Genomic DNA, 22,023 nt, shown 5'->3' on the forward strand with positions numbered 1-22,023 from the left:
GGAGAGAGAAAGTTGGTATTCTTTTAAGGTAAACGGAATTATAATACACTGGACCTTAAAAATACTAACCTAAACTATTATAACATTCTCACTTATATATTTTACATAAAAGAAACAATGTAAGGCAAACTTAACTCCTCTTATCATTTAAATTATCGACAAATATTGAGGCTATAAAAGAGCATTATTCCTCATAGTAGAACTCTTCTAAATGCTTCCGAAGCAATCGGACACATTATCCGAAACCTTCGGACAGAGTGTACGGCACTGTCGGACAGAGATAATTGATGATTTATAATGAATGAATTAAAAGTTTTTATAGTTTAACCGAGTCTATTTATATTCATGAAAAGATAATGACTCAAATGTTCTGTCGTATCGAGGTGCATCGTAGCCATATTTTTTGAATATAGCTTTAATCTCTTCTGCCATCCTATATGTAAAGAGGTAGCCATTCTCAGCATTACCGTAACGATAGAAATTACTTCGTCCTCGAAAGTAGGAATATATTTCATTGCGGAGGTCGGGTAAGTCCTTACGGCGCACCTCGTCAAAGAAGTGAGTGAAACCTGCATGACAAGTTACTAACTTTTTATCATGAAATTTCCTGCAACAGCCATCCACAAGGTTCTCTGGTAAGAGTGCAGATGGGTAAATAGCTCCACCCCATGTGTTGGTAGATGGTTGTAGTTTGAAATATAAATGATGCAGGCAGTTCTCTTTTACAGAACAAGATTCCAAAAAGCAAGCTTCATAACTTTTAGGGAAAGTTTCTAAGCTCAGCGATTCGTTTATTTCCATTGGTTAATCATAATATTAAGATACTCTAAGATTAGATAAGGGAAAAAGAACAAAACAAAGAAGACGTAGATACCGATTAAGGCTAAAAAGAGAAAATATCATCTCCTCCCTACAAACAATGATTAGTTTGCAGGCTGACAACTATCAAGGTTCCTCCACATAAGAACGAATGGGCAAAAACAAATAGACGTGGTACAGTAACAATCGTTAACTTAAACAACAAAAACTGTGTTGGTCAATTCAGTAGATGCTTCGTTCGCAGAATCTTTCTGTTAATAGTTCTAATTTCCTTTATTATGGGTACAAAATTAAATAAAAAAAATGAGAAAAGAAAGAAAATTCATAGAATATTTGTAGGCAAACGATATAAAAAAGAAAGAAATGACAACAAAGCCTGACCCACCAACTGTCCCCTCCCCCATAGGGAGGGGGAGTAATCACCGAGATACCCCGCACGTATGATGACAAAGCTAAGACATAATGACATAGGGACAAACCCAATGCTCCAGCCATATATCCTGCATTGAAATATGTCATTAAAGAAAATGTTTTTATGTCATTCTGTCATCAATTAAAATATGTCATTATGGCTATATAACATATTTATTCACACAAACTATATTGAATATGTCATTAAAAATATGTCTTTTTGTCATTCTGGCTTAACATTATCTATACTTTTATGTCATTCTGTATTGTATTCTCTATCTTTATATGTATGAAAAAGCCACAAGATATCAATGGTTTGAAGAAAAATCACTATCTTTGCATCAGAATCAGTTTTCCTAAAAAATGAAAAAGATTATATTGATTGCTGCCATCCTTTTAGGGGCATTAACAAACGGACACGCTCAGGTAATAAACAAGAACTACGCAAAGCGTATTGGACAAGCCGTTAAAGAAGGCTACCAGGACGTTAAAGGGGTTATTGTTCAAGATACCAAACCAACTGGTGAACATACGATTTGGGACATCTACGCAGCCCCAAAAGTGGGATTAAACTTATCTAACCTCTCTGGCATTGATGGAAAAATGAAAGTTGGAGTTGTTGCAGGTACTTATTTTGAAGTATTTATTGCTAACAATATTGCTATTGATGCAGAGCTACTTTATAGTCACCAAGGTTCTTCTGGGGTCTATCGTAATATTGATACCACAGACGACTATGGGAACCCTGTTGTACAATCGTATGGTCCATATAACTTTAACTTGCACTATTTCAATATGAACTATCTTGTACGTTGGTATCCTTGGGCAGATTTACCTTGGAGTTTCACAGCAGGAGTACACACAGGCTATCTCATCAGTGGACACGCTAAGCAAAAGAATGGAGAAGATATTAATTTAAAGAATAGCATCTATAGAGGCGATGTATCTATTCCTATCGGTGTCAGCTACGAATGGAAACAATGGCAGATAGAAGGACGTTACAGCCTATCCCTCAGAAAATTAACAAAAAACACTGAAGCAAAGGATTTGTTAAAGAATGCTCGCAACAGTATATTGGAAGTAACACTTGGCTACAGAATACAGGTGCTCTGATGCCGTTTGAAGACAAGTGAGAAAACTCCTTTTCATACCTTTTTTACTACTCTCTGCAGTTGCTTCTGCAGAGGAGTTTGATTCTATCGCTATACCCAAAGTAGGTATAGAGGTGCATTATACGCCTGCCCAAACCTTATGTTTAGATAAGGAGCCACGTATCTGGACTAAGACGAAAGAGACGCATGCCATAGCTGCACAACTAAATATCACACCTTCAGAGAATGATTTTGTACGTGATTATAACTACCCAACCTTCTCTGTTGGCCTGCGTTATAACTTCAACCATGGGACAACGATGCATAAAGACAATCCATGGGGAGAAGCACAGCCAGTAGACTACACCAGTAAATTAGGCAACTTTCTGACACTCTATGGCACTTTTAATCGTCCACTTTATCGTAGTAAGCACTGGCAATGGGGCTATTACTTAGGCACTGGCGTAGGCTATACTTCGCTAAAATACAACCAGAAGAACAATATTGACAACGAATATATTGGTTCACACCTTAATATCTTCTTCACAGCAGGACTGTACGGACAATATAAGGTAGCGAAGGAATGGAGCATTAAGGCTGGATTAGACTTCGCACACCATAGTAATGGAGCTATGGCACGACCCAACAAAGGCGCAAACTATTTAGGTCCATTCCTGGGTATTGTATACGAACCAGAGAAAGAGACAACAAAGGTTGCAAAGGGGAACACACTTCCTAAAAATCCCTTCCAAAAGTATTGGCTTACAGAATTTACACTTGGAGTAGGTGGTAAAACCTTAATAGAGGATTGGCAACAAACACAATTTGAAACACCGCAAGGACATCCTGACTATCGTAAGGAGCAGTTTGCTTTCTACGGAGCCTATTCTTTCCATACTCACCTACTCTATCGTTATGCACGTCGCTGGGCATCTGGCATAGGCTTTGGTCTTTTCTATGGAGATTATGCCAGTAGAGTTGCACAACATGATAAGGAACATGGATACATCGGAGAGAAGCATAGTCCGTGGTCACTTAGCATCGAAGGTCGTCACGAGATCTTTTATGGTAACATGTCTGTTCGTGTCAGCTTAGGCTATTACCTCTACCGACACATGGGTTATAAATCACGCAATGGATTGGAAAGACCTTATCATGAACAAGTTGGTGTGTTTTATAGTTTCCCTAAGCTAAAGAATCTTACTTTAGGCTTTAGCGTTAATGCACATGCAACGAAGGCAGACTTCACAGAATTACAAATAACAATGCCTGTGAGACTATAAAACAAGACAGAAAGACAAGAGTTTAGACAGAATGACAAATATTTAGACAGAATGACATAAAGACATATTGTTTTAATGACATATTTTGTTGTTTGGAAAGAAGTTAAGTATAGGCTATCAGACAGAACTACATAAGATATCTTAATTCACAGCCTACACGTCCCATATTAAAATATGTCATTAAAGCAATATGTCTTTATGTCATTCTGTCTTCCCTTAGAATATGTCATTAAAGCAATATGTCTTTATGTCATTCTGTCTAAACTATCGTCATTCTGTCTGGAAGAGGTACTTCTCTATATCCTTAAACCCATTTAAGAATGAGCGAACATCCATTCGTTTCTTACCTGTCAACTGAATATCAAGAAGTTCCAAGAGGTTATCAGACGTATTGACATAGAGACGGGTCTTTTCTACAACGAGTGTACCAGGGGTACCTACAGAGGTACGATCTGACTTTGCCGTCTTATAAACCTTCATTACCAAAGGTTTTACCCCATTGTCTTCAATAGAACAGAGTGTACTCCAAGTGCCAGGATAAGGACTAAGTCCACGCACAAAATCATAAACTTTCTTAGCAGACTGGTTCCAATTAATTTCGCATGTCTCCTTGAATATCTTCGGTGCATGATGTAATTCAGCATCTTCACACACCTGAGGAGCACTTATGCCATCAAGAACTGCAGAGAAATCAACATTATCCAAACTATCTTTAGGCAATTTAGATGCAATGAGATCGATTGTTTCCATAGCAATCTTTGCACCCAAATACATCAAGCCATCATAGACATACTCAACATCAGCTGTATCAGGAATAGCAAATGGTTTTTGAAGGATAATGCGACCAGTATCTATGTCTTTATCAAGGAAGAAGGTCGTCACACCTGTCTCGGTCTCACCATTGATAACCGCCCAGTTGATAGGAGCAGCACCACGGTACTGCGGAAGCAAGGCTGCATGTACATTAAACGTACCCAGGCGAGGCATACTCCACACTATCTCCGGCAACATACGAAAGGCTACAACCACCTGCATATCAGCTTTATAAGAACGCAATTCATCTATAAAATCAGCATCCTTCATCTTTACAGGCTGCAAAACAGGCAAGTTATGTTCAAGTGCATAGAGTTTCACCGGTGATGGCTGCAGCTGTTCTTGATGACGTCCAACAGGTTTATCAGGCTGTGTGACTACAGCTACAACATTATATCCATTCTCAACTAATGCTTTCAACGACTCCACAGCAAACTCTGGAGTACCCATGAAAACAATACGTATATTTTCTTTTTTCATTATCTTTGGGAATTTAACAAGAGATGAGATAATAAGTAAGAGACGGCAGATACCTATTTATTCTGCACTAAAGTCTGCTACAAACTGACGATACATACTATAAAGGCGAGCTCGAGAGATATAGCCAACCAACTGGCTATCGATATTCACAACAGGTAAATACTGTGCACCCGTACGTTCAAAAGTCTTCATCACATCCTCCATTGGGTCGTTGACACCGAGCATTGCTGCTGGTGGCGACATCAATTGATTGACATGGAAACGGTGATAAAGTTCTGTACGGAAAATAATATGTCGTAGATTGTTAATATCAATCTCACCTAATAACTTACGAGACTCATCGAGCACAGGAATATAATCATTGCGACTTGAACTGATAGCATGAATAAGCTTTCCCATCTCCATATCCGGTCCGACAGATGTAAAGTCATGATCGATAATCTTATCCATACTCATCAAAGTGAGGATAGACTTATCTGTATGGTGTGTGAGAAGTTTACCTTGCTTTGCCAAACGTACAGCATATATACTATGATGTTCAAAGATATTTATCGTAAGATAAGAACTGATAGTCACGATAATCAATGGGATGAAGAGTTGATAACCGCCTGTTAGCTCGGCAATCAGGAAGATACCCGTCAAAGGTGCATGCATCACAGCCGACATCACAGCTGCCATACCATAGAGCGTAAAGTTCTTCTCTGGAATATAAACACCAAGTTGCTCCATATTCCAAAAACGAGCAAAGAAGAAACCACCAAAGCCACCGATGAACAAAGAAGGCGCAAAGGTTCCACCACAACCGCCTGCACCATTTGTTGCACTGGTTGCAAAGACCTTCGTCATTACAACTAATCCCACATAAAGCAGTAAGAAATTTGACTTTTCAGCAAACATAGAACCACTCATGATTTGCATCCAGTCAGCCTCTGTCTTTCCTTCTATAAACAATCTCAAACTATCATAGCCTTCACCATAGAGAGAGGGAAAGAGGAAAATAAGTGGAGAAAGCACCAAGCCTCCCACAAGAAGTTTCAGATAAGGCTTAGAAGAAAGTTTCCCATAACCATTCTCACACCATGACATTAAGCGCATGAAGTAGAGTGATACAAAACCGCAAGCGATACCTAACAAGATTGTTGGTGGAACGCGATCAAGTCCCCAGATGTTATCCATTTGGAAATGAAACATTGACGAACCACCTGTGAAGAAATAGGAGAAACACGTTGCCGTCACTGATGCAATCAATATCGGCAAAAGAGAAGCCATGGTCAAATCGACCATCAACACTTCCAATGTAAATACCAATCCTGCTATTGGAGCCTTGAAAATACCAGATACAGCCGCCGTTGCACCACAACCCACAAGAAGCATGAGTGTGCGATTATCTAAATTAAAGATACGTCCGAGGTTACTACCAATAGCTGAACCCGTCAACACAATAGGTGCCTCTGCTCCTACCGAACCACCAAAACCAATTGTAATGGCAGAAGCAACGATAGACGACCAAGTATTATGAGCTTTCAAACGAGATTGTTTCGTAGAAATAGCATAGAGGACACGCGTAATACCATGCGAAATATTATCACGTACAACATACTTAACAAATAGACTTGTCAGCCAAATACCTACGATTGGATAGATGAGATAGAGCCAGTTAATCGTTGCAACATCGAAACCTGAGGTTACTAATTCCTCTATCAATTTGATAATAAAGTGAAGAATATATGCTGCCAATGAAGCAAGAAGACCAATAGCAAACGCCAGTACTAAGACTAACTCGCGATTGGAAACATGATTCTTTCGCCAATTATCAAGTCGAGAAATAATCTCCTGACTATCTGATACTTTCATCTATCTATTCAATTATTTCCTTATAACTTTTACTTCGCCATCAGCAGCCAATTTGATAATGCTGGATGGAGTATGTGGTTTGTGCTCCTGACGTCTTGACTCACAAACATAGTCAACACCATCAAGAATCTCCTGTGAGATATCACGATAATTCTGCGCAGCAGGTTCACCACTGACATTTGCCGAAGTACTTACAATAGCCTTCTGGAATCGATAGCATAACTCATGTGAGAAAGGCTCCTTTGTAATGCGAATACCTATAGAGCCATCTTCTGCTATCAGATTTGGGGCAAGATTAACAGCACCATCAAGAATCAATGTTGTTGGTTTCTCAACAGCTTCTATCAACTGCCAAGCAACATCAGGAACATTGCGAACATAACGCTGAAGTCGGTTATCAGAATCAACTAAGCAAATAAGAGCCTTCGAATCGTCTCTGCGTTTCAAGGCATATACCTTTGCTACAGCTTCCGCATTGGTAGCATCGCAACCTATACCCCACACTGTATCAGTTGGGTAAAGAATGATACCACCCTTTCTCATCACTTCAATCGCTTTCTTGATGTCGTCTTCCTGTTTCATCTTCTGTTATTGTTTTTTCTTTCTAAGTATTATAAGTATTCGCAAAGTTAGATTAAAAAAACGAGAACACAAAACAAAAACTACAAAAAGAAAGTCTACAAAGAGTTTTACAGCCTGATATAACTTTCAAACGAAAAATCTTCCATATGATTACTTTTGACTGAACAATTCTATACTAACTACAAATTGCCTCCTTCTAATCAATGTTTAGCAAGACATTCTATACTCGACACCATTGGTGCGAAGCATCAGCACAATATGTGCGGGGCATCAACACGAGATGTGCGGAATAGCAACACATAGAAAGAATACGGGCAGAAAAAATCCTTTTTAACACTATCAATATAGCAAGACACACATAGGTAATTTATTGAAAAACGCCTTCTATCAACTTAGACATAGCCTGCAGACACCATTACAAAAAGGAAATCGCATAAAGTTAGCAATATAGAAAAAAGCATAATAGGGACAAACAACCTCGTAAGTCAGTTCTTTTAATTATAAAAAGAATGTCTGACAAGGGTGTTTGTCCCTACTTTTAATATATAAGCTTTAGACTCTTTCAAGTAGACAAGCAGACAAACTGCACATATAACTCAAAAGAACTCTGAACTTTATATCATTAATTACAATTCCCAACCAATTGCTGAAGCACCGAGAACGGCTGCTGCAGCATCGTCAAGCGAACTTACCAAGAACTTTGGTTTGTCCTTGAAGATTTCCAAAGCATGCTCCTTATAAGAACGCATGATAGGTTCCATCAATAAGTCACCAGCCTTAGTTAGACCACCAAAGAAGATAAAAGCCTCTGGAGAAGAGAAGGTTGCGAAGTCAGCACAAGCCTCACCTAACATATTACCAGTGAACTCGTAAACACGCTTAGCAAGTGCATCGCCACGACCAGCAGCAATAGAAACATCCAAAGAAGTGATATCTTCTGGCTTTATCTCACGCAACAAAGAGTCTTCCTTGCTATTCTTCAAGAACTCACGAGCGGTACGAGCAACACCTGTTGCAGAGCAGTAAGTCTCCAAACAACCTGTACGACCACAACCGCAAGTACGACCCTTCTCTCCACGAACCATGATCATATGACCCAACTCACCAGCAAAGCCATCAGAGCCGTAAACCATCTGACCGTTAATAACAATACCTGAGCCAACTCCTGTACCAAGAGTAATCATGATGAAATCCTTCAAGCCGCGTGCTACACCATACTGCATCTCACCGATAGCAGCAGCATTCGCATCGTTGGTAAGACCAACAGGAATACCTAACTTCTGCGAGAACATTTCGCCCAATGGCACAACACCATCGTGTCCCCATGAGAGATTTGGTGCGAACTCAATCGTGCCACGATAGAAGTTACCATTAGGTGCACCAATACCCATAGCACGGAACTGACCAATTCCACCATATTTAGCAACGAGAGGACGTATAGCCTCTACACCTGCTTCTACAAAATCGTCGACTGTCTTATAAGCCTGTGTCTTAATAGAATTGGTGGCAAGTACCTGACCACGCTGATCCACGACACCGAATACTGCGTTTGTTCCTCCTAAATCCAAGCCAATTACAAATGGCTTTTCCAATCCAGTTACAACTGGTTTCTGCTCTGTTACGTCCATGACATAATAAGTTTTTAGTTTGAATATACTATGGGCAAAGTTATGAAAAAAAGAGGAATGCCACAAAGTTTTGTTAGGTAAATTTGCTTATCTCGTATTATTTTTGCAATTTTGCACTCAAAATAACAAGCATGCAATTTCCTATTCAATTAGATATATTGGATTTCATCTTCAAGGGACTGCTTATTGGAATTATAGCATCGGCTCCCATGGGTCCAGTTGGAATATTATGTATACAACGAACTTTGAACAAGGGGCGTTGGTATGGTTTTATAACAGGTATTGGAGCCGCTATCAGCGACACAATTTATGCACTTATCGTAGGGTTAGGTATGAGTTTCATTATGGGACCTTTAGAAAACCCTACATATAAGTTGATAGTACAGATTACAGGAAGTGTATTATTATTACTCTTTGGAGTCTATTGCTTCAAGTCAGATCCGATGAAGAAAGCTCATCAGAGTGGTAAGGAGAAGGGGTCTCTCTTCCATAATGGCGTTACAGCCTTCTTGGTAACCCTCTCTAATCCAATGATTATCTTCCTCTTCATTGCAAGTTACGCACAATTCGCTTTCGTACAGCCTAATCGCCCATTAGAGATGATTATCGGTTTTGCCTGTATCCCTGCTGGCGCGTTGCTTTGGTGGTATGGCTTATCATGGTTGATAGATAAGATTAGAGGAAAGTTTGATGTCAATGGTATTCTTATTATAAATAAGGTTATAGGGTCTGTTGTCATTCTGTTTTCTATCATCATGCTTGTGGGTACAGTATTTAATCTTTATCATCTGCCAACGATTGACGGATTAATGGAATAAGGGTAATTTATGTTTGTAGCTAAGGAATTAAGAAAGAAGAGTATAGCAGAATATCTGCTTTATATGTGGCAGATAGAAGATACTATCCGTGCTTACGGTTGCTCATTGACACGAATCCGTAAAGAATATATCGACCAGTTCCAATACACCGAAGAACAAAAGGAGGAAGAGGAAGACTGGTTTGGCGACCTTGTACGCATGATGAATCAAGAAGGTTGTCGAGAAGGTGGACACCTACAGATTAACAAGGTGATCATGCAGGACCTTACAGAATTGCACGCACAGTTGCTGCAATCATCAAAGTTTCCGTTCTATTCTGCTGAATATTATCGTGTTTTACCCTTCATTGTTGAGCTAAGAGGTAAGACAAAACGTACAGCAGACAAGATGGCACGTACAAATGATGAACGCTTAAAGAGTGTTGCTGCGCAGTTAGGAAAGAGTGAGATCGAAACTTGTTTCGACCTTCTTTATGGAGTGATGATGCTTCGTTTGCAGAAGAAAGAGATTACCCCCGAGACAACTCGTGCGCTTAACGAGATAACAACCTTCATTGGTATGTTGTCAGACTACTATATTAAGGATAAGACTGAAGGCTTAAACTTCGGAGAAGAATAAAGGAGATAGCTTATGAATATTTTAGTTACTGGAGCTAACGGACAGCTTGGTAATGAGATACAGCTTGTATCTAAACAGAGTAAAGACCACTATATCTTCACGGACGTATGTGAGGGATATACGAAGTTAGACATTACTAATCTCGAAGACATCCGCAAGATGGTACAAGACAATAAGATTGAATGTATCATCAACTGCGCTGCGTGGACCAATGTGGACAAAGCAGAGACGGCGGGTGAGATTGTTGAATTACTCAATGCGACTGCACCAGAGAACCTTGCAAAGGCTATGAAAGAGGTTGGTGGCTTGCTTGTTCATGTCAGCACAGACTATGTCTTCGGTGGCGACCCATATAACACTCCCTGCAAAGAGGACATGAAGGGTACTCCTACTGGCGTTTATGGTTTAACAAAACTACATGGTGAGGAGAAGATTCAAGCTACTGGTGTAAACCATATTATTCTTCGTACAGCATGGCTTTACAGCGAGTTTGGTCATAACTTCGTTAAGACGATGATGAATCTCACAGCTACTAAGCCACAGCTGAAGGTTGTATTCGACCAGTGTGGAACACCAACCTATGCTGGCGACTTAGCAGATGCCATCTTCGATATCGTTGAGAACCGCAAGTATGAAGGAAATAGTGGCATCTACCACTTCTCTAATGAGGGCGTATGTAGCTGGTATGACTTCACGATTAAGATTGCAGAACTTGCTGGAAACACAGCATGTGACATCCAACCTTGCCACAGCGACGAGTTCCCTTCACCTGTTACACGTCCTGCCTACTCTGTCCTTGATAAGACAAAGATTAAGGAAACCTTTGGCATAAAGATTCCATATTGGGTTGATTCACTGAAGAAGTGCATGAAAGGCTTACAGGAACAAGACAAATAATAGGAGTTAAAAAGAAAGATTGTTAGACTTAGTTCAGCTATAAATTGATTTAAAGAATTATAAGCTAATTAGTTAGCTCCACTTCAACAACAGCTGACAAGGTTTTTACTCCCAAAGAATATAAAACAAATGAATGAAATAGAACGCAGGCGAACGTTCGCCATAATCTCTCACCCAGATGCTGGTAAGACTACTTTGACTGAGAAATTCCTTCTCTTCGGTGGTCAGATTCAGGTTGCTGGTGCGGTGAAGAGCAACAAGATACGTAAGACAGCTACATCCGATTGGATGGATATTGAGAAACAGCGTGGTATCTCTGTATCAACTTCTGTAATGGAGTTTGACTATAAAGATTATAAGGTAAATATACTTGATACTCCTGGTCACCAAGACTTTGCAGAAGATACTTATCGCACACTGACGGCTGTTGACTCTGCTATCATCGTTGTTGACTCTGCCAAGGGTGTGGAAGCTCAGACACGTAAGTTGATGGAGGTGTGTCGTATGCGCAACACACCAGTTATCATCTTTATCAATAAGATGGACCGTGAAGGTCGTGACCCATTCGAGGTTTTAGACGAGTTGGAAGAAGAACTCAAGATTAGTGTACGTCCACTCTCATGGCCTATTGGCCAGGGACAGCGCTTCAAGGGTGTATATAACATCTACGAACAGCAGTTGAACCTCTTTACACCTAACAAGCAGCGTGTGACAGAGAAAATTGAAGTAGATATCAACTCAAATGATTTGGACGAGCAAGTAGGTGCTGACTTTGCTGAACAGCTACGCAACGACCTTGAGTTAGTCAATGGTGTTTACCCTGACTTTGATGTTGAAGCTTATCGCCGTGCAGAGGTTGCACCAGTGTTCTTCGGATCTGCATTGAATAACTTTGGTGTGCAAGAGTTGCTCGATTGTTTCGTTGAAATAGCACCAAGTCCACGTCCAACTAAGGCAGAAGAGCGTATAGTTGAGCCAAGTGAACCAAAGTTCACAGGCTTTATCTTCAAGATTACAGCCAATATCGACCCTAACCACCGTAGTTGTATTGCTTTCTGTAAGGTATGTTCTGGTAAGTTCCAACGTAACCAGCCTTACCTCCATGTTCGTAATGGAAAGACGATGCGCTTCTCCTCTCCTACTCAGTTTATGGCTCAACGCAAGAGTACAGTAGAAGAGGCTTACCCAGGCGACATCGTTGGTCTGCCTGATAGTGGTGGTGTATTTAAGATTGGTGACACACTAACTGAGGGAGAAAACATCCACTTCCGCGGCTTGCCAAGCTTCTCACCAGAACTATTCAAATACATTGAGAACGATGACCCAATGAAGTCTAAGCAGTTCCAAAAAGGTATAGAACAGTTGATGAATGAAGGCGTTGCACAGTCATTTGTCAATCAATTCAATAACCGTCGTATCGTGGGAACCGTTGGACAACTTCAGTTTGAGGTTATCCAGTATCGATTGGAGCATGAGTATAATGCCAAGTGTCGTTGGGAGCCTGTACACCTCTATAAAGCATGTTGGATTGAGGCTGACGACGAGAAAGAGTTAGAGAACTTCAAAAAGCGTAAATACCAGTATATGGCTAAGGATATTGAGGGACGTGACGTCTTCCTCGCTGACTCAGGTTATGTGCTAAGTATGGCACAGCAAGACTTTGAGAATATCCGTTTCCACTTTACAAGTGAATTCTAATCCAAGAATATGACATGATAAAAGCACCAAAGAAATATATCGTTTCTTTGGTGCTTTTTTTATATGATTAGGCGTGTAAAATACTCTAATAACACGCTCATTTCAAACAAGTTAAGCTATTTGATTGTACTTAAAAACCTAAGTTAAACTCTCTGTTCATCAAAATATCGTTCTATCTTAAGAGAGACACACACGCTTCCAAACGGCAAACGACTTCTGCCCGTCCATTATATTACAATGGTAATTGCTAACAAAACGATGTCTGTTTACCAACCGCACCATATGTGCTAAGCATCCACACCACATGTGTTGGGCATCAACACCACACGTGCGGACACTCAACACATCGGTTAAAGATTAGAATATGTGTTCAAAAATGTCTATATTAATAAGATAAGACACTAATGAATCGAATCTATGAGAGGAGTTTATCAGATAATTCAATAAACTTGCTTACTTCTTGATAAACTTCTTACCGTTCTGAATAACTACTCCCTTATAATCCTTACCTACACGCTGACCAGCGAGGTTGTAGATAGATGCATTCTCATTTACAGTACCGTTGCTAACTTCGTTAATACCAGTAGGATCATTCTTCAAAGTAACGGTGATTTTCTTAACACGCACCTGATGCTTTGGGGTATTGAACACGACAGAATTCTTATCACCGGTCCATGTTACATTAACTTTGTCAGCAGAAATAGTCAATCCTTCCATAGATGAATCGAAGCCATCACCTAAGAATGTCTTACCATCCTTTTGTTTAAATGTATCACATATAAAGGCAACATTGGTAATGTTTGCTGCAGACGAGGTAATTGTTGTTGTAGCATCCTTGTGCAAACGATAAGAAAACTTATCATCTACCTTACCTGCGCTGAGAGTAATAGTAACACCATCCTTTTCAACAGCCAGACCAGTTCCCTTATCCTTACCAGCTTCAAAGGTAACTGTTTTCTGTGCAAAAGATAAAGAACTAACAGCAGCGAATGCTGCAACAAAAGCAAAGCGTAGAATTTTATTCATAATAACTTTATTTAATTAATAAAAAGGTTTAATTACAGTGCAAATTTAGCTAATAATTATGATATATGCAATTATAAATCAATGTATAATCCTTATACGAATTCTTTTTAGCATATACTCATGTATGCGCGCTCCAATATACGACTACTGTTGGAATCATTCTTTTATATTGGTACATCTGTTTCACTACAAGACCTTAGATTTCAATATAGTCATTGAATGACTTCTGCGTTGTCATTATCTCTTTCGTCTTATCACTAAATATAAAATAAGAAAAGCGGTTATAGCAAAGCAATTCTCCCCAAAAAAAAGTTCCTGTCACTCCTGTCAGTCGTTTCAAGAATATAACTTGCTCATTTACAGCAGTGTTACGAAAAGTGTTAAAAGTGACAGCAAAATAAAAATAAAACTATTCGTATAAAGAGGTATTATCGTTTTACACCAAATATAGCGTCTTTATCACGGCATATTTTAGAAGAACCTATCGTTTCATATTTAGCCCATGTGTGCGCATACAATGTTAAAAACATATTTTTTTGTTGATAAAATTTGTTTTATTCCACTATTTATCCTATATTTGCGATGTGTTTTTCACTGATTTAGATATTTTGCTAAATCATTTTCGAGGTTGGTAGCTTCCTGCACCAACCTCTTTTTTATTTACCTACATTTCAGAAAAACGTGTCCAACTCTTGACTTATTGATAATCTTTACTTACCTTTGTATCAGATTATTAAACTTAATTCTATGAAGATATACAAACTTTTTTCTTTACTTGTCGCTGCTGTACTTTTGTTTAGCTGCGGTAAAACAATTCTACCATCAGATGATGATAATGAAGACGAAACAGAAAAGCACTCACCTACACAATCCCCTAATGAAGCAAAGATCTATACTGTTTCAGAATTTATCAAAGGAAACTTTGGGAATAATGGAGTTTGGGTACATGGCTATATTGTTGGTGCTTGCAAACGAAGCATCAAGCAGGCTGAATGGGAAGCACCTTTCACGTATGACTCTGCAATCCTATTAGCTGATGACCCAGAAGAGTCTGAGCCTGAGAATGTTATTTCCATTCAAATGGTCAACAAACAAATGAAAGAAGAAATAAGCTTAGCAGCCAATCCGCAAAACTATGGTAAACATATTGCCTTCTTCGGAATTAAACAAAAGTACTTGGGAATACCAGGGATGAAAAAACATATACTTGCAAGTGAATGGTTGGATGAATGACTTTTTATATAAAAGATTTGCTCTAAATAAGAAAAATGATTATATTTGCATTCCCAAATAATTATATAAGTTAGAAAAGCCTATCGATAAACTTCTACTTCATAAGAAAGAAAATTGAAAATGAAGAATCTGAATGAGATGACCGACGAGCAGTTGGCATTGTCATACATTGAAGGAAGCAACGATGCTTTCGATTTGTTGCTATCGCGCAATCAATCGAAACTCTTTTCGTATATTCTATTCGTTGTGCGTGATAGGGATGCTGCTGATGACTTATTTCAAGAAACCTTCGTAAAGATTATCACGAAGTTGCAACAGGGAAGATACTCACCAACAGGTAAGTTCTCTGCATGGATTATGCGTATCGCTCATAATGTGATTATGGACTGGTATCGTGCGCAGCGTGCAGATAAAGTGATTGATGCCCCTAAGGATAATGACCTATCTAATGTTGGTGGTGATGATACTGTTATTGATAACATTGAGTGTCAATTCATTAACAGTCAGACACTCTCTGATGTAAAACGAATGATGAACCTTCTTCCTGCAACACAGCGTGAAGTGGTATTTATGCGTTTTTACCAAGAGATGTCTTTTAAAGAGATTGCTGAGACGACGGGTGTTAGCATTAACACCAGCCTTGGGCGTATGCGTTACGCCATATTCAACTTGCGGAGAATGGTTCGTGAACACAAAGTAAGTTTGCAACTAACATAAGAACAAATAGTTCTTTTCTTAACGATACAAAACGCCCTCACTTATCTCTTAACTATCACGTTAAGAACAAGTGAGGGTATCTTTTATACCTTATAATTATCTATGTAATTGTTTGAGTGAATGGATAGTTGCCTTAGGATCTGCAGCCTTAAAGACATAACTGCCACTAACAAGAATGTCGACACCAGCTTCAACCAAACGAGGAGCCGTGTCAGCCTGTACACCGCCATCAACCTCTATCAGAGCTTTACTACCTTCACGGTCAATCAACTGACGAAGGCGTTGTACTTTCTTGATACTGCTCTCTATGAATTTCTGTCCACCAAAGCCTGGGTTTACACTCATGAGCTGAACGATATCCACATCACCAATGATATCCTCAAGTACATTGACAGGTGTTGAAGGATTAAGCGTCACACCAGCTTTCATACCAGCAGCATGAATCGCTTGTATCGTTCGATGTAAATGAACACAAGCCTCATACTGAACATTCATGATAGCTGCACCAGTGTCAGCTGTCTGTTGAATATAGTTCTCTGGATGAACAATCATAAAGTGTACGTCCATTGGCTTCTTACATGCCTTACCTACTGCTTCAAGCACAGGAAAGCCAAAAGAGATATTAGGCACAAAGACACCATCCATTACATCCATGTGAAGCCAATCAGCCTCACTTTCATTAATCATTTCAATCTCCTTATCCAAATGAAGGAAGTCAGCGGAGAGCAGGGAAGGTGATACTATTATTTCCATATAAATATTAATTCAAACAGAAGGTTTGCATCTTCCCATTGATTTTAATAACACGATAGGTATAAGCTATCTGTCGGATAATATTAAGCGTCTTCTCAGACGGCTTAAGTTCTTCGGAAGTAAATATTCTAACCATAGGCCAAAAATAAGTTGTTGAGAGTTATATGTCTTCTAAACGCTATCTAAAAGATATTATTATATCTTCCTACAAGAATATTTTCACTTTGAACCCAAATCTCTAAGTTTGCAATATAAATTACAAACTTAGAGATTTGGATTAAATACATTAAGTTTTTTATAGGAATACTCTTGAATCATTCCTCTTAATTCGTCTTTCCTCTAAATAAAAGAGCTTTTCTTTAATTCACAAGCGTATAATTCGATAATTTTATGTAAGTTTGTAGCGTAAAAGAATTTGAGATTTTTATATCTATATGATTATAAAGGTATGCGGCATGCGTGATGCCCACAATATTCACGAAGTTTCTCAACTTGCCATAGACTGGGTGGGATTGAATTTCCTTCCTAAAAGCGAACGTTACGTTAGTCAGATATCGTCATGTGCTGGTATTATTCCCGATTATGGGACGCTGTCTGCCTTATCTGCACATGAATCATCTCAACAGCAACAAAGACCTACTCTTTGTGGAGTCTTTGCTGATGACATGCCACAGAATATTGTTACACGTGTTGTAAACTTCAATCTTGATATTGTCCAACTTAATGGAGAAGAAAGTATGGTGATGATTGATAATCTTCGCCGCACCCTTGACCCAGACATTCATGCTGGAATAAAGATTATGAAGCGTATTGTTATTACAAAGCGTGAGGACATTGAGAAATACAAAGAATATGTAGAAGGGGTTGATTATTTCCTCTTTGACATCCAAGATAATCTAAAGGATTGGAGCATTTTGGGAGCATATGAAGGGAAAGCTCCTTTCCTTGTAAGTGGGAATATTGGTGCCGAAGATATTGACAAGATTAAAAGCTTTTCTCATCCCCAGTTCTATGGTATCAGTGTGAACGAGAAGTTTGAGACAGCACCAGCGGTAAAGGATGTTGCTTTACTAAAGGACTTTCTTGAGAAGGTAAAGTAAGTCTATTGATTAGAAGGTTGATACACGAATGAAAACAAATTGTGTTATCATTGATAACTACGATTCTTTCACCTATAATCTTGTTCATCTCATAAAGGAATTAGGAGTTGATGTAACGGTAGTTCGCAACAATCAGTTCTCCCTTGAAGATTTGAATAACTACGATCGTATTGTTTTAAGTCCTGGCCCTGGGGTTCCTTCAGAAGCTGGCTTACTATTGGACGTTATTCATCGTTACGCTGGGGTAAAGCCTATCTTGGGCGTTTGCTTAGGACATCAAGCCATTGGTGAGGTATTCGGAGCAAAGTTGAAGAATTTGTCTGATGTTTTCCATGGTGTAACAACGGAAACCACACAAATCGTTGAAACGCCATTGTTTGCTGGTTTGCCTAAAACCTTTCTCGTGGGACGCTATCATAGTTGGGTCGTAGAGAAAACAAACTTCCCCGATTGCTTAGAAATAATAGCCGAAAGCAAAGAAGGACTTATCATGGCATTACGCCATAGAACGCATAACATCTATGGCATCCAATTCCACCCAGAGAGCGTTCTAACACCAGATGGGAAAAGGATTATGGCTAATTGGTTACACATCTAACAAATAATTATTCTTGTACAAACTATGACAACAGCAGCAAGCTATATAGACGGAGTCATTGATGATGGAACGCCTTGGTATGCAGTGAGGCTATTCACACTGAAGCTTGAAGAGGTGAGAACCTACTTTACAAGTCATGGCTTGGAATGTTTCGTTCCAGAACAATATGTCGATATAGAAGGACATGATGGCAAACCCCACTCTATTCTTCGTCCTGTTGTTCGCAATCTTATCTTTGTTAAGAAACCTGGAGAAGACATTTCATTTCAGAAGATTGTACAAGAAGCCAACTATAAGATTAGCGTTGTAAAGAAAGCTAAGGATTCACAAGAGTATGCACTTATCCCACACGACCAGATGTATGAGTTCCGTTTGATGTGTAATCCAGAGATAACGATGCGTAAGTTCCTATCTTCAGACGAGGCACAAATGAAAGCTGGGGACGAGGTTCTTGTTAAGTTTGGACCATTAAAGGGGATGATTGGGCGATTAGTTCGCTCAAGCAAGAAGTATTATCTCCTAAAAGAAATCCCTGGCATAGGGGTAATGCTCAAGGTTTCTCGCTGGTGCTGTGTTTCAATGGAGGAGAAATAAGTCCCATATCAGTTTTACTATACACTTTATACCATACCACACTAAGATATTGTACATTATAACAACTACCCCCTACTCCCTTAAACCAAACTCCTAATAACCTTCATTAGAGAAAAATAATATCAGATGACATTTCAAAATATTGCTATCCGATAACAAAAAAACACTCATATAGCACAGCTGATAGATTTACCAGTTTGCTATATGAGCGTTAGGCGTATGTTATAAAAGACTTACTTAGCTTTCACTTCTTCAGCAACAGCCTTTACAGCCTTTTTAGCAGAAGTTTTCTTGACAGGTTTCTTTGCTGCAGTTTTTGATGTAGTAGCCTTCTTCGCTGACGATTTTTTCTCTAACTGCGCACGAAGTTTATCACCTTCAACTTCCAATTTGTCAACCTTTGCTTGAAGATTACTAATATCATTAGTTCTCATTTCAATCTCATCGCCCTGGTTGCGGATAGTGGTAAGCAAGCTATTCAACTCCTCATTATCAATATCAGCAGGATAAAGCGTATTGACACGATTCAAGAAGTCGCCAAGAATATTCATATAATTGGTGAAGGCATCAAATGGACTATCATAGATACCACGATCCATTCCAACACGTGAAGGTTTGGTTGACATAAAGCGGAAGTTGTCACTTGCCTGCAAATAGTCCCAGTCTTGATTGATACGTGGGTCGTTAGCAATACGTACACGATCAGCAATACTATACAACTTGTTAAAAGCTTCACGCTGCATTGGATTGCCCAACCATGTGCTGACATCACGTTCTTCATCCATCCAACTCAAGGTATCTGGCACATAGAGATTGTCAACGCTCTTCAATTTCATGCAAATTTCAGTTGGAGTTGAGAAAGTAATACCCTGCTGCTTAGCACAAACTGGTAACGCCTTAAAGAACTCAAGGATATTACTTGACAATGGCTGTTCTATACCAAGTGCTGAAAGATTCATAAAGATACCGATTACCTGCTCCTCCTCTGGGAGTGCTACAATCTGTGCCATATATGTATCAGCAAACAATGGATAGCCATCCCAATCTGAATTATTGAAACGCAATGAGATATCATCACTCAACTTCACATCACGCAACAGAAGTTTTAAGTTAGGAGCAAGAGCACAGTTGTATACATAATGTGGACTCTTCCAACCCAAGACATGCTTTGCGCCCTCTGTCAACATTCCCTTAAAGCCCATCTGAGAAGCTATCAAACCAATATCGTCACTATAAATAAGTGATGAGTTACGCAATATCTTTGGTGTCTGACCAAAGTATTCCTTAATCTTCTGAGCCTGACGCTTTACTTCAGACTTAAAGCTTTCCTCATTAGCTAATGATGCTAAACCATGAGAGTAAGGTTCTGCAAGAAATTCTACACATCCTGTATTATTCAGTTCTTGCAGTTTTTCAAGCACCTGTGGAGCATGCATTTCAAGTTGCTCAATACCCACACCCGAAAGAGAGAAGGCTACCTTAAATGCTTTCCCATTGTCTTTAATCATCTGCAACAGCGTATCCAATGCTGGCATATAGCTTCTCTCAGCGATTTCTGATACAGAACGTTCGTTCTCAAAATCGTCATAATAATAATGGTCGGTACCAATATCAAAGAAGCGGTAGCGTTTCAGGTGAATTACCTGGTGTATCTCGAAATATAAACAGATTGTTTTCATTATCTTTTTGTTTTAGTTTTAAAAAGGTTATTAGTACTCTCAGGGCTTTTACTGCCAGCCCAAGGTACGAAGGTAGAGTTCACGAATCCACGCACCAACCTTCTCCCATGTTATCTGGTCCACTTCCCGCTTACCCTCTACGGAGAGATAATCGAAAAGGCTCTCATTATGACAAATGGAGTAAATAGCATCAGCAAGCGCATGAATATCCCAATAGTCTACCTTGATGCAGTTGCTAAGAATTTCTGCACAACCGCTCTGTTTTGAAATGATACTCGGTGTACCACATTGCATTGCCTCCAAAGGAGAGATACCAAAAGGCTCACTGACTGACGGCATAACATAGACATCAGAGGCCTTCAAACACTCATAAACCTGCTTCCCACGCATAAAACCAGGGAAATGTAAACGATCCGCAATACCTCTTTCAGCAGCAAGATAAATCATCTGGTCCATCATATCACCTGAGCCTGCCATACAGAAACGAACGTTACGTGTACGATGTAACACCATATTGGCAGCCTCAACAAAGTATTCTGGCCCTTTCTGCATAGTCAAACGACCAAGGAAAGTAACAATCTTCTCCTTACCCTTATGGTCAGGACGTGGGATATCAACAATCTCCTGTGGCAAAGGATAAACGGCATTATGAACCGTAAACACCTTGCGTGGGTCCTGATGATACTGATTTATTACCGTCTGGCGTGTAAGTTCTGATACACACATAATGCAATCAGCATTGTCCATACCATCCTTTTCTATACCATATACGGTTGGATTAACCTTACCACGTGAACGGTCGAAGTCGGTTGCATGTACATGAATACACAAAGGCTTACCTGACACACGCTTGGCATGAATACCAGCAGGATAAGTCAACCAGTCGTGTGCATGAATAATATCGAAATCATATGTACGTGCAACAACACCAGCAATAATCGAATAATTATTAATCTCCTCGTGCAGATTTGAAGGATAACCTCCTGCAAAATCCATTGCGCCAAGGTCGTTGACGTTCATATAATTGAAGTCAGCATAAATATGCTCACGCAACTTGTAGTAAAGTTCTGGTGACATAATATTGCCAAGACGACTCTTTACATAATCATAACCCAATTCACGATAAGCGATAGGCACATGATTCATTGCTACAATCTCAGCATAAGTATGGTCTTCATCACCAAAAGGATGTGGCAAACAGAGAATCGTCTCAACATCACCCTGTGCATGCAGACCTTCTGAAATACCAAAGTTAGCAGTTGCTAAACCACCATATACATGAGGAGGATACTCCCATCCAAACATTAAAACTTTCATACTGGTTCCTCCTC

General features: G+C 39.4%; 21 protein-coding genes. 11 read left to right on the forward strand and 10 right to left on the reverse strand.

Going from position 1 to position 22,023, the window contains the following annotated elements; genetic code table 11:
- Positions 1-333 precede the first annotated feature (333 nt).
- Positions 334-801, reverse strand: coding sequence for a DUF6078 family protein (locus tag HMPREF0659_RS04550; RefSeq protein ID WP_013263915.1), 468 nt, complete (start codon positions 799-801; stop codon positions 334-336).
- A gap of 792 nt (positions 802-1,593) precedes the next feature.
- On the opposite strand from HMPREF0659_RS04550, the gene HMPREF0659_RS04555 reads away from it, so the two are divergent.
- A complete protein-coding gene (locus tag HMPREF0659_RS04555; protein ID WP_013263807.1) occupies positions 1,594-2,343 on the forward strand; it encodes a porin family protein in 750 nt (249 codons plus the stop codon).
- 16 nt (positions 2,344-2,359) lie between these two features.
- Entirely contained in the window at positions 2,360-3,604 is a 1,245-nt protein-coding gene (locus HMPREF0659_RS04560; protein ID WP_013264212.1) for an acyloxyacyl hydrolase, read from the forward strand.
- Positions 3,605-3,874: 270 nt separating this feature from the next.
- On the opposite strand, the gene fmt is transcribed toward HMPREF0659_RS04560, so the two are convergent.
- From fmt to HMPREF0659_RS04580, 4 genes are all read right to left on the reverse strand, one after another.
- Complete coding sequence (fmt, locus tag HMPREF0659_RS04565) at positions 3,875-4,897, reverse strand: methionyl-tRNA formyltransferase (protein WP_013264579.1); 1,023 nt, start codon at positions 4,895-4,897, stop codon at positions 3,875-3,877.
- A gap of 57 nt (positions 4,898-4,954) precedes the next feature.
- Positions 4,955-6,751, reverse strand: coding sequence for a chloride channel protein (locus HMPREF0659_RS04570; protein WP_013264000.1), 1,797 nt, complete (start codon positions 6,749-6,751; stop codon positions 4,955-4,957).
- A 12-nt stretch (positions 6,752-6,763) separates the two neighbouring features.
- On the reverse strand, positions 6,764-7,333 hold the full coding sequence (locus tag HMPREF0659_RS04575) for an L-threonylcarbamoyladenylate synthase (protein ID WP_004361264.1): 570 nt from the start codon (positions 7,331-7,333) through the stop codon (positions 6,764-6,766).
- 626 nt (positions 7,334-7,959) lie between these two features.
- Positions 7,960-8,961 carry an ROK family protein gene (locus HMPREF0659_RS04580; protein ID WP_013264868.1) on the reverse strand — a complete coding sequence of 334 codons (1,002 nt, stop codon included), beginning with the start codon at positions 8,959-8,961 and terminating at the stop codon, positions 7,960-7,962.
- A gap of 131 nt (positions 8,962-9,092) precedes the next feature.
- Between HMPREF0659_RS04580 and HMPREF0659_RS04585 the strand changes: the two genes are divergently transcribed.
- The 4 genes from HMPREF0659_RS04585 (at position 9,093) to HMPREF0659_RS04600 (ending at position 12,992) form a co-directional block, all read left to right on the forward strand.
- On the forward strand, positions 9,093-9,779 hold the full coding sequence (locus tag HMPREF0659_RS04585) for a LysE family translocator (protein ID WP_013264383.1): 687 nt from the start codon (positions 9,093-9,095) through the stop codon (positions 9,777-9,779).
- A gap of 9 nt (positions 9,780-9,788) precedes the next feature.
- Entirely contained in the window at positions 9,789-10,397 is a 609-nt protein-coding gene (locus tag HMPREF0659_RS04590; protein ID WP_013264920.1) for a DUF4924 family protein, read from the forward strand.
- 12 nt (positions 10,398-10,409) lie between these two features.
- Entirely contained in the window at positions 10,410-11,294 is an 885-nt protein-coding gene (rfbD, locus tag HMPREF0659_RS04595) for a dTDP-4-dehydrorhamnose reductase (protein ID WP_004361272.1), read from the forward strand.
- 129 nt (positions 11,295-11,423) lie between these two features.
- Entirely contained in the window at positions 11,424-12,992 is a 1,569-nt protein-coding gene (locus HMPREF0659_RS04600) for a peptide chain release factor 3 (RefSeq protein ID WP_013264648.1), read from the forward strand.
- Positions 12,993-13,445: 453 nt separating this feature from the next.
- Here the strand turns inward: HMPREF0659_RS04600 and HMPREF0659_RS04605 are convergent, their stop codons facing one another.
- Positions 13,446-14,018, reverse strand: a complete 573-nt coding sequence (locus HMPREF0659_RS04605) for a hypothetical protein (RefSeq protein WP_013263831.1) — start codon at positions 14,016-14,018, stop codon at positions 13,446-13,448.
- Between the two features lie 747 nt (positions 14,019-14,765).
- Here HMPREF0659_RS04605 and HMPREF0659_RS04610 point away from each other — a divergent pair.
- Both HMPREF0659_RS04610 and HMPREF0659_RS04615 read left to right on the forward strand, forming a co-directional pair.
- Positions 14,766-15,251: a DUF6359 domain-containing protein gene (locus HMPREF0659_RS04610; protein ID WP_013264361.1), complete on the forward strand. Its 486-nt coding sequence runs from the start codon at positions 14,766-14,768 to the stop codon at positions 15,249-15,251.
- A 120-nt stretch (positions 15,252-15,371) separates the two neighbouring features.
- Positions 15,372-15,968: a sigma-70 family RNA polymerase sigma factor gene (locus HMPREF0659_RS04615; protein WP_004361282.1), complete on the forward strand. Its 597-nt coding sequence runs from the start codon at positions 15,372-15,374 to the stop codon at positions 15,966-15,968.
- Between the two features lie 96 nt (positions 15,969-16,064).
- Here the strand turns inward: HMPREF0659_RS04615 and rpe are convergent, their stop codons facing one another.
- Both rpe and HMPREF0659_RS12970 read right to left on the reverse strand, forming a co-directional pair.
- The gene (gene rpe, locus HMPREF0659_RS04620) at positions 16,065-16,721 is read right to left on the reverse strand and encodes a ribulose-phosphate 3-epimerase (RefSeq protein WP_013264849.1); all 657 of its coding nucleotides are present in this window, start codon (positions 16,719-16,721) and stop codon (positions 16,065-16,067) included.
- 7 nt (positions 16,722-16,728) lie between these two features.
- The gene (locus tag HMPREF0659_RS12970) at positions 16,729-16,857 is read right to left on the reverse strand and encodes a hypothetical protein (RefSeq protein WP_004361286.1); all 129 of its coding nucleotides are present in this window, start codon (positions 16,855-16,857) and stop codon (positions 16,729-16,731) included.
- A gap of 298 nt (positions 16,858-17,155) precedes the next feature.
- Here HMPREF0659_RS12970 and HMPREF0659_RS04625 point away from each other — a divergent pair, with 298 nt between their 5' ends.
- The 3 genes from HMPREF0659_RS04625 to HMPREF0659_RS04635 are packed head-to-tail and all read left to right on the forward strand — an operon-like array spanning position 17,156 to position 19,013.
- Positions 17,156-17,821, forward strand: coding sequence for a phosphoribosylanthranilate isomerase (locus HMPREF0659_RS04625; RefSeq protein WP_013264760.1), 666 nt, complete (start codon positions 17,156-17,158; stop codon positions 17,819-17,821).
- 28 nt (positions 17,822-17,849) lie between these two features.
- A complete protein-coding gene (locus HMPREF0659_RS04630) occupies positions 17,850-18,419 on the forward strand; it encodes an anthranilate synthase component II (protein WP_013263829.1) in 570 nt (189 codons plus the stop codon).
- A 24-nt stretch (positions 18,420-18,443) separates the two neighbouring features.
- The gene (locus HMPREF0659_RS04635) at positions 18,444-19,013 is read left to right on the forward strand and encodes a UpxY family transcription antiterminator (RefSeq protein WP_013264527.1); all 570 of its coding nucleotides are present in this window, start codon (positions 18,444-18,446) and stop codon (positions 19,011-19,013) included.
- A gap of 233 nt (positions 19,014-19,246) precedes the next feature.
- On the opposite strand, the gene HMPREF0659_RS04640 is transcribed toward HMPREF0659_RS04635, so the two are convergent.
- Together HMPREF0659_RS04640 and HMPREF0659_RS04645 are read right to left on the reverse strand one after the other, a co-directional pair.
- Positions 19,247-20,692: an alpha-amylase gene (locus tag HMPREF0659_RS04640; protein WP_013264506.1), complete on the reverse strand. Its 1,446-nt coding sequence runs from the start codon at positions 20,690-20,692 to the stop codon at positions 19,247-19,249.
- A 48-nt stretch (positions 20,693-20,740) separates the two neighbouring features.
- A complete protein-coding gene (locus tag HMPREF0659_RS04645) occupies positions 20,741-22,009 on the reverse strand; it encodes a glycosyltransferase family 4 protein (RefSeq protein WP_013264586.1) in 1,269 nt (422 codons plus the stop codon).
- Between the last annotated feature and the right edge of the window lie 14 nt (positions 22,010-22,023).

The organism is Prevotella melaninogenica ATCC 25845, assembly GCF_000144405.1.
Lineage (GTDB): Bacteria > Bacteroidota > Bacteroidia > Bacteroidales > Bacteroidaceae > Prevotella > Prevotella melaninogenica.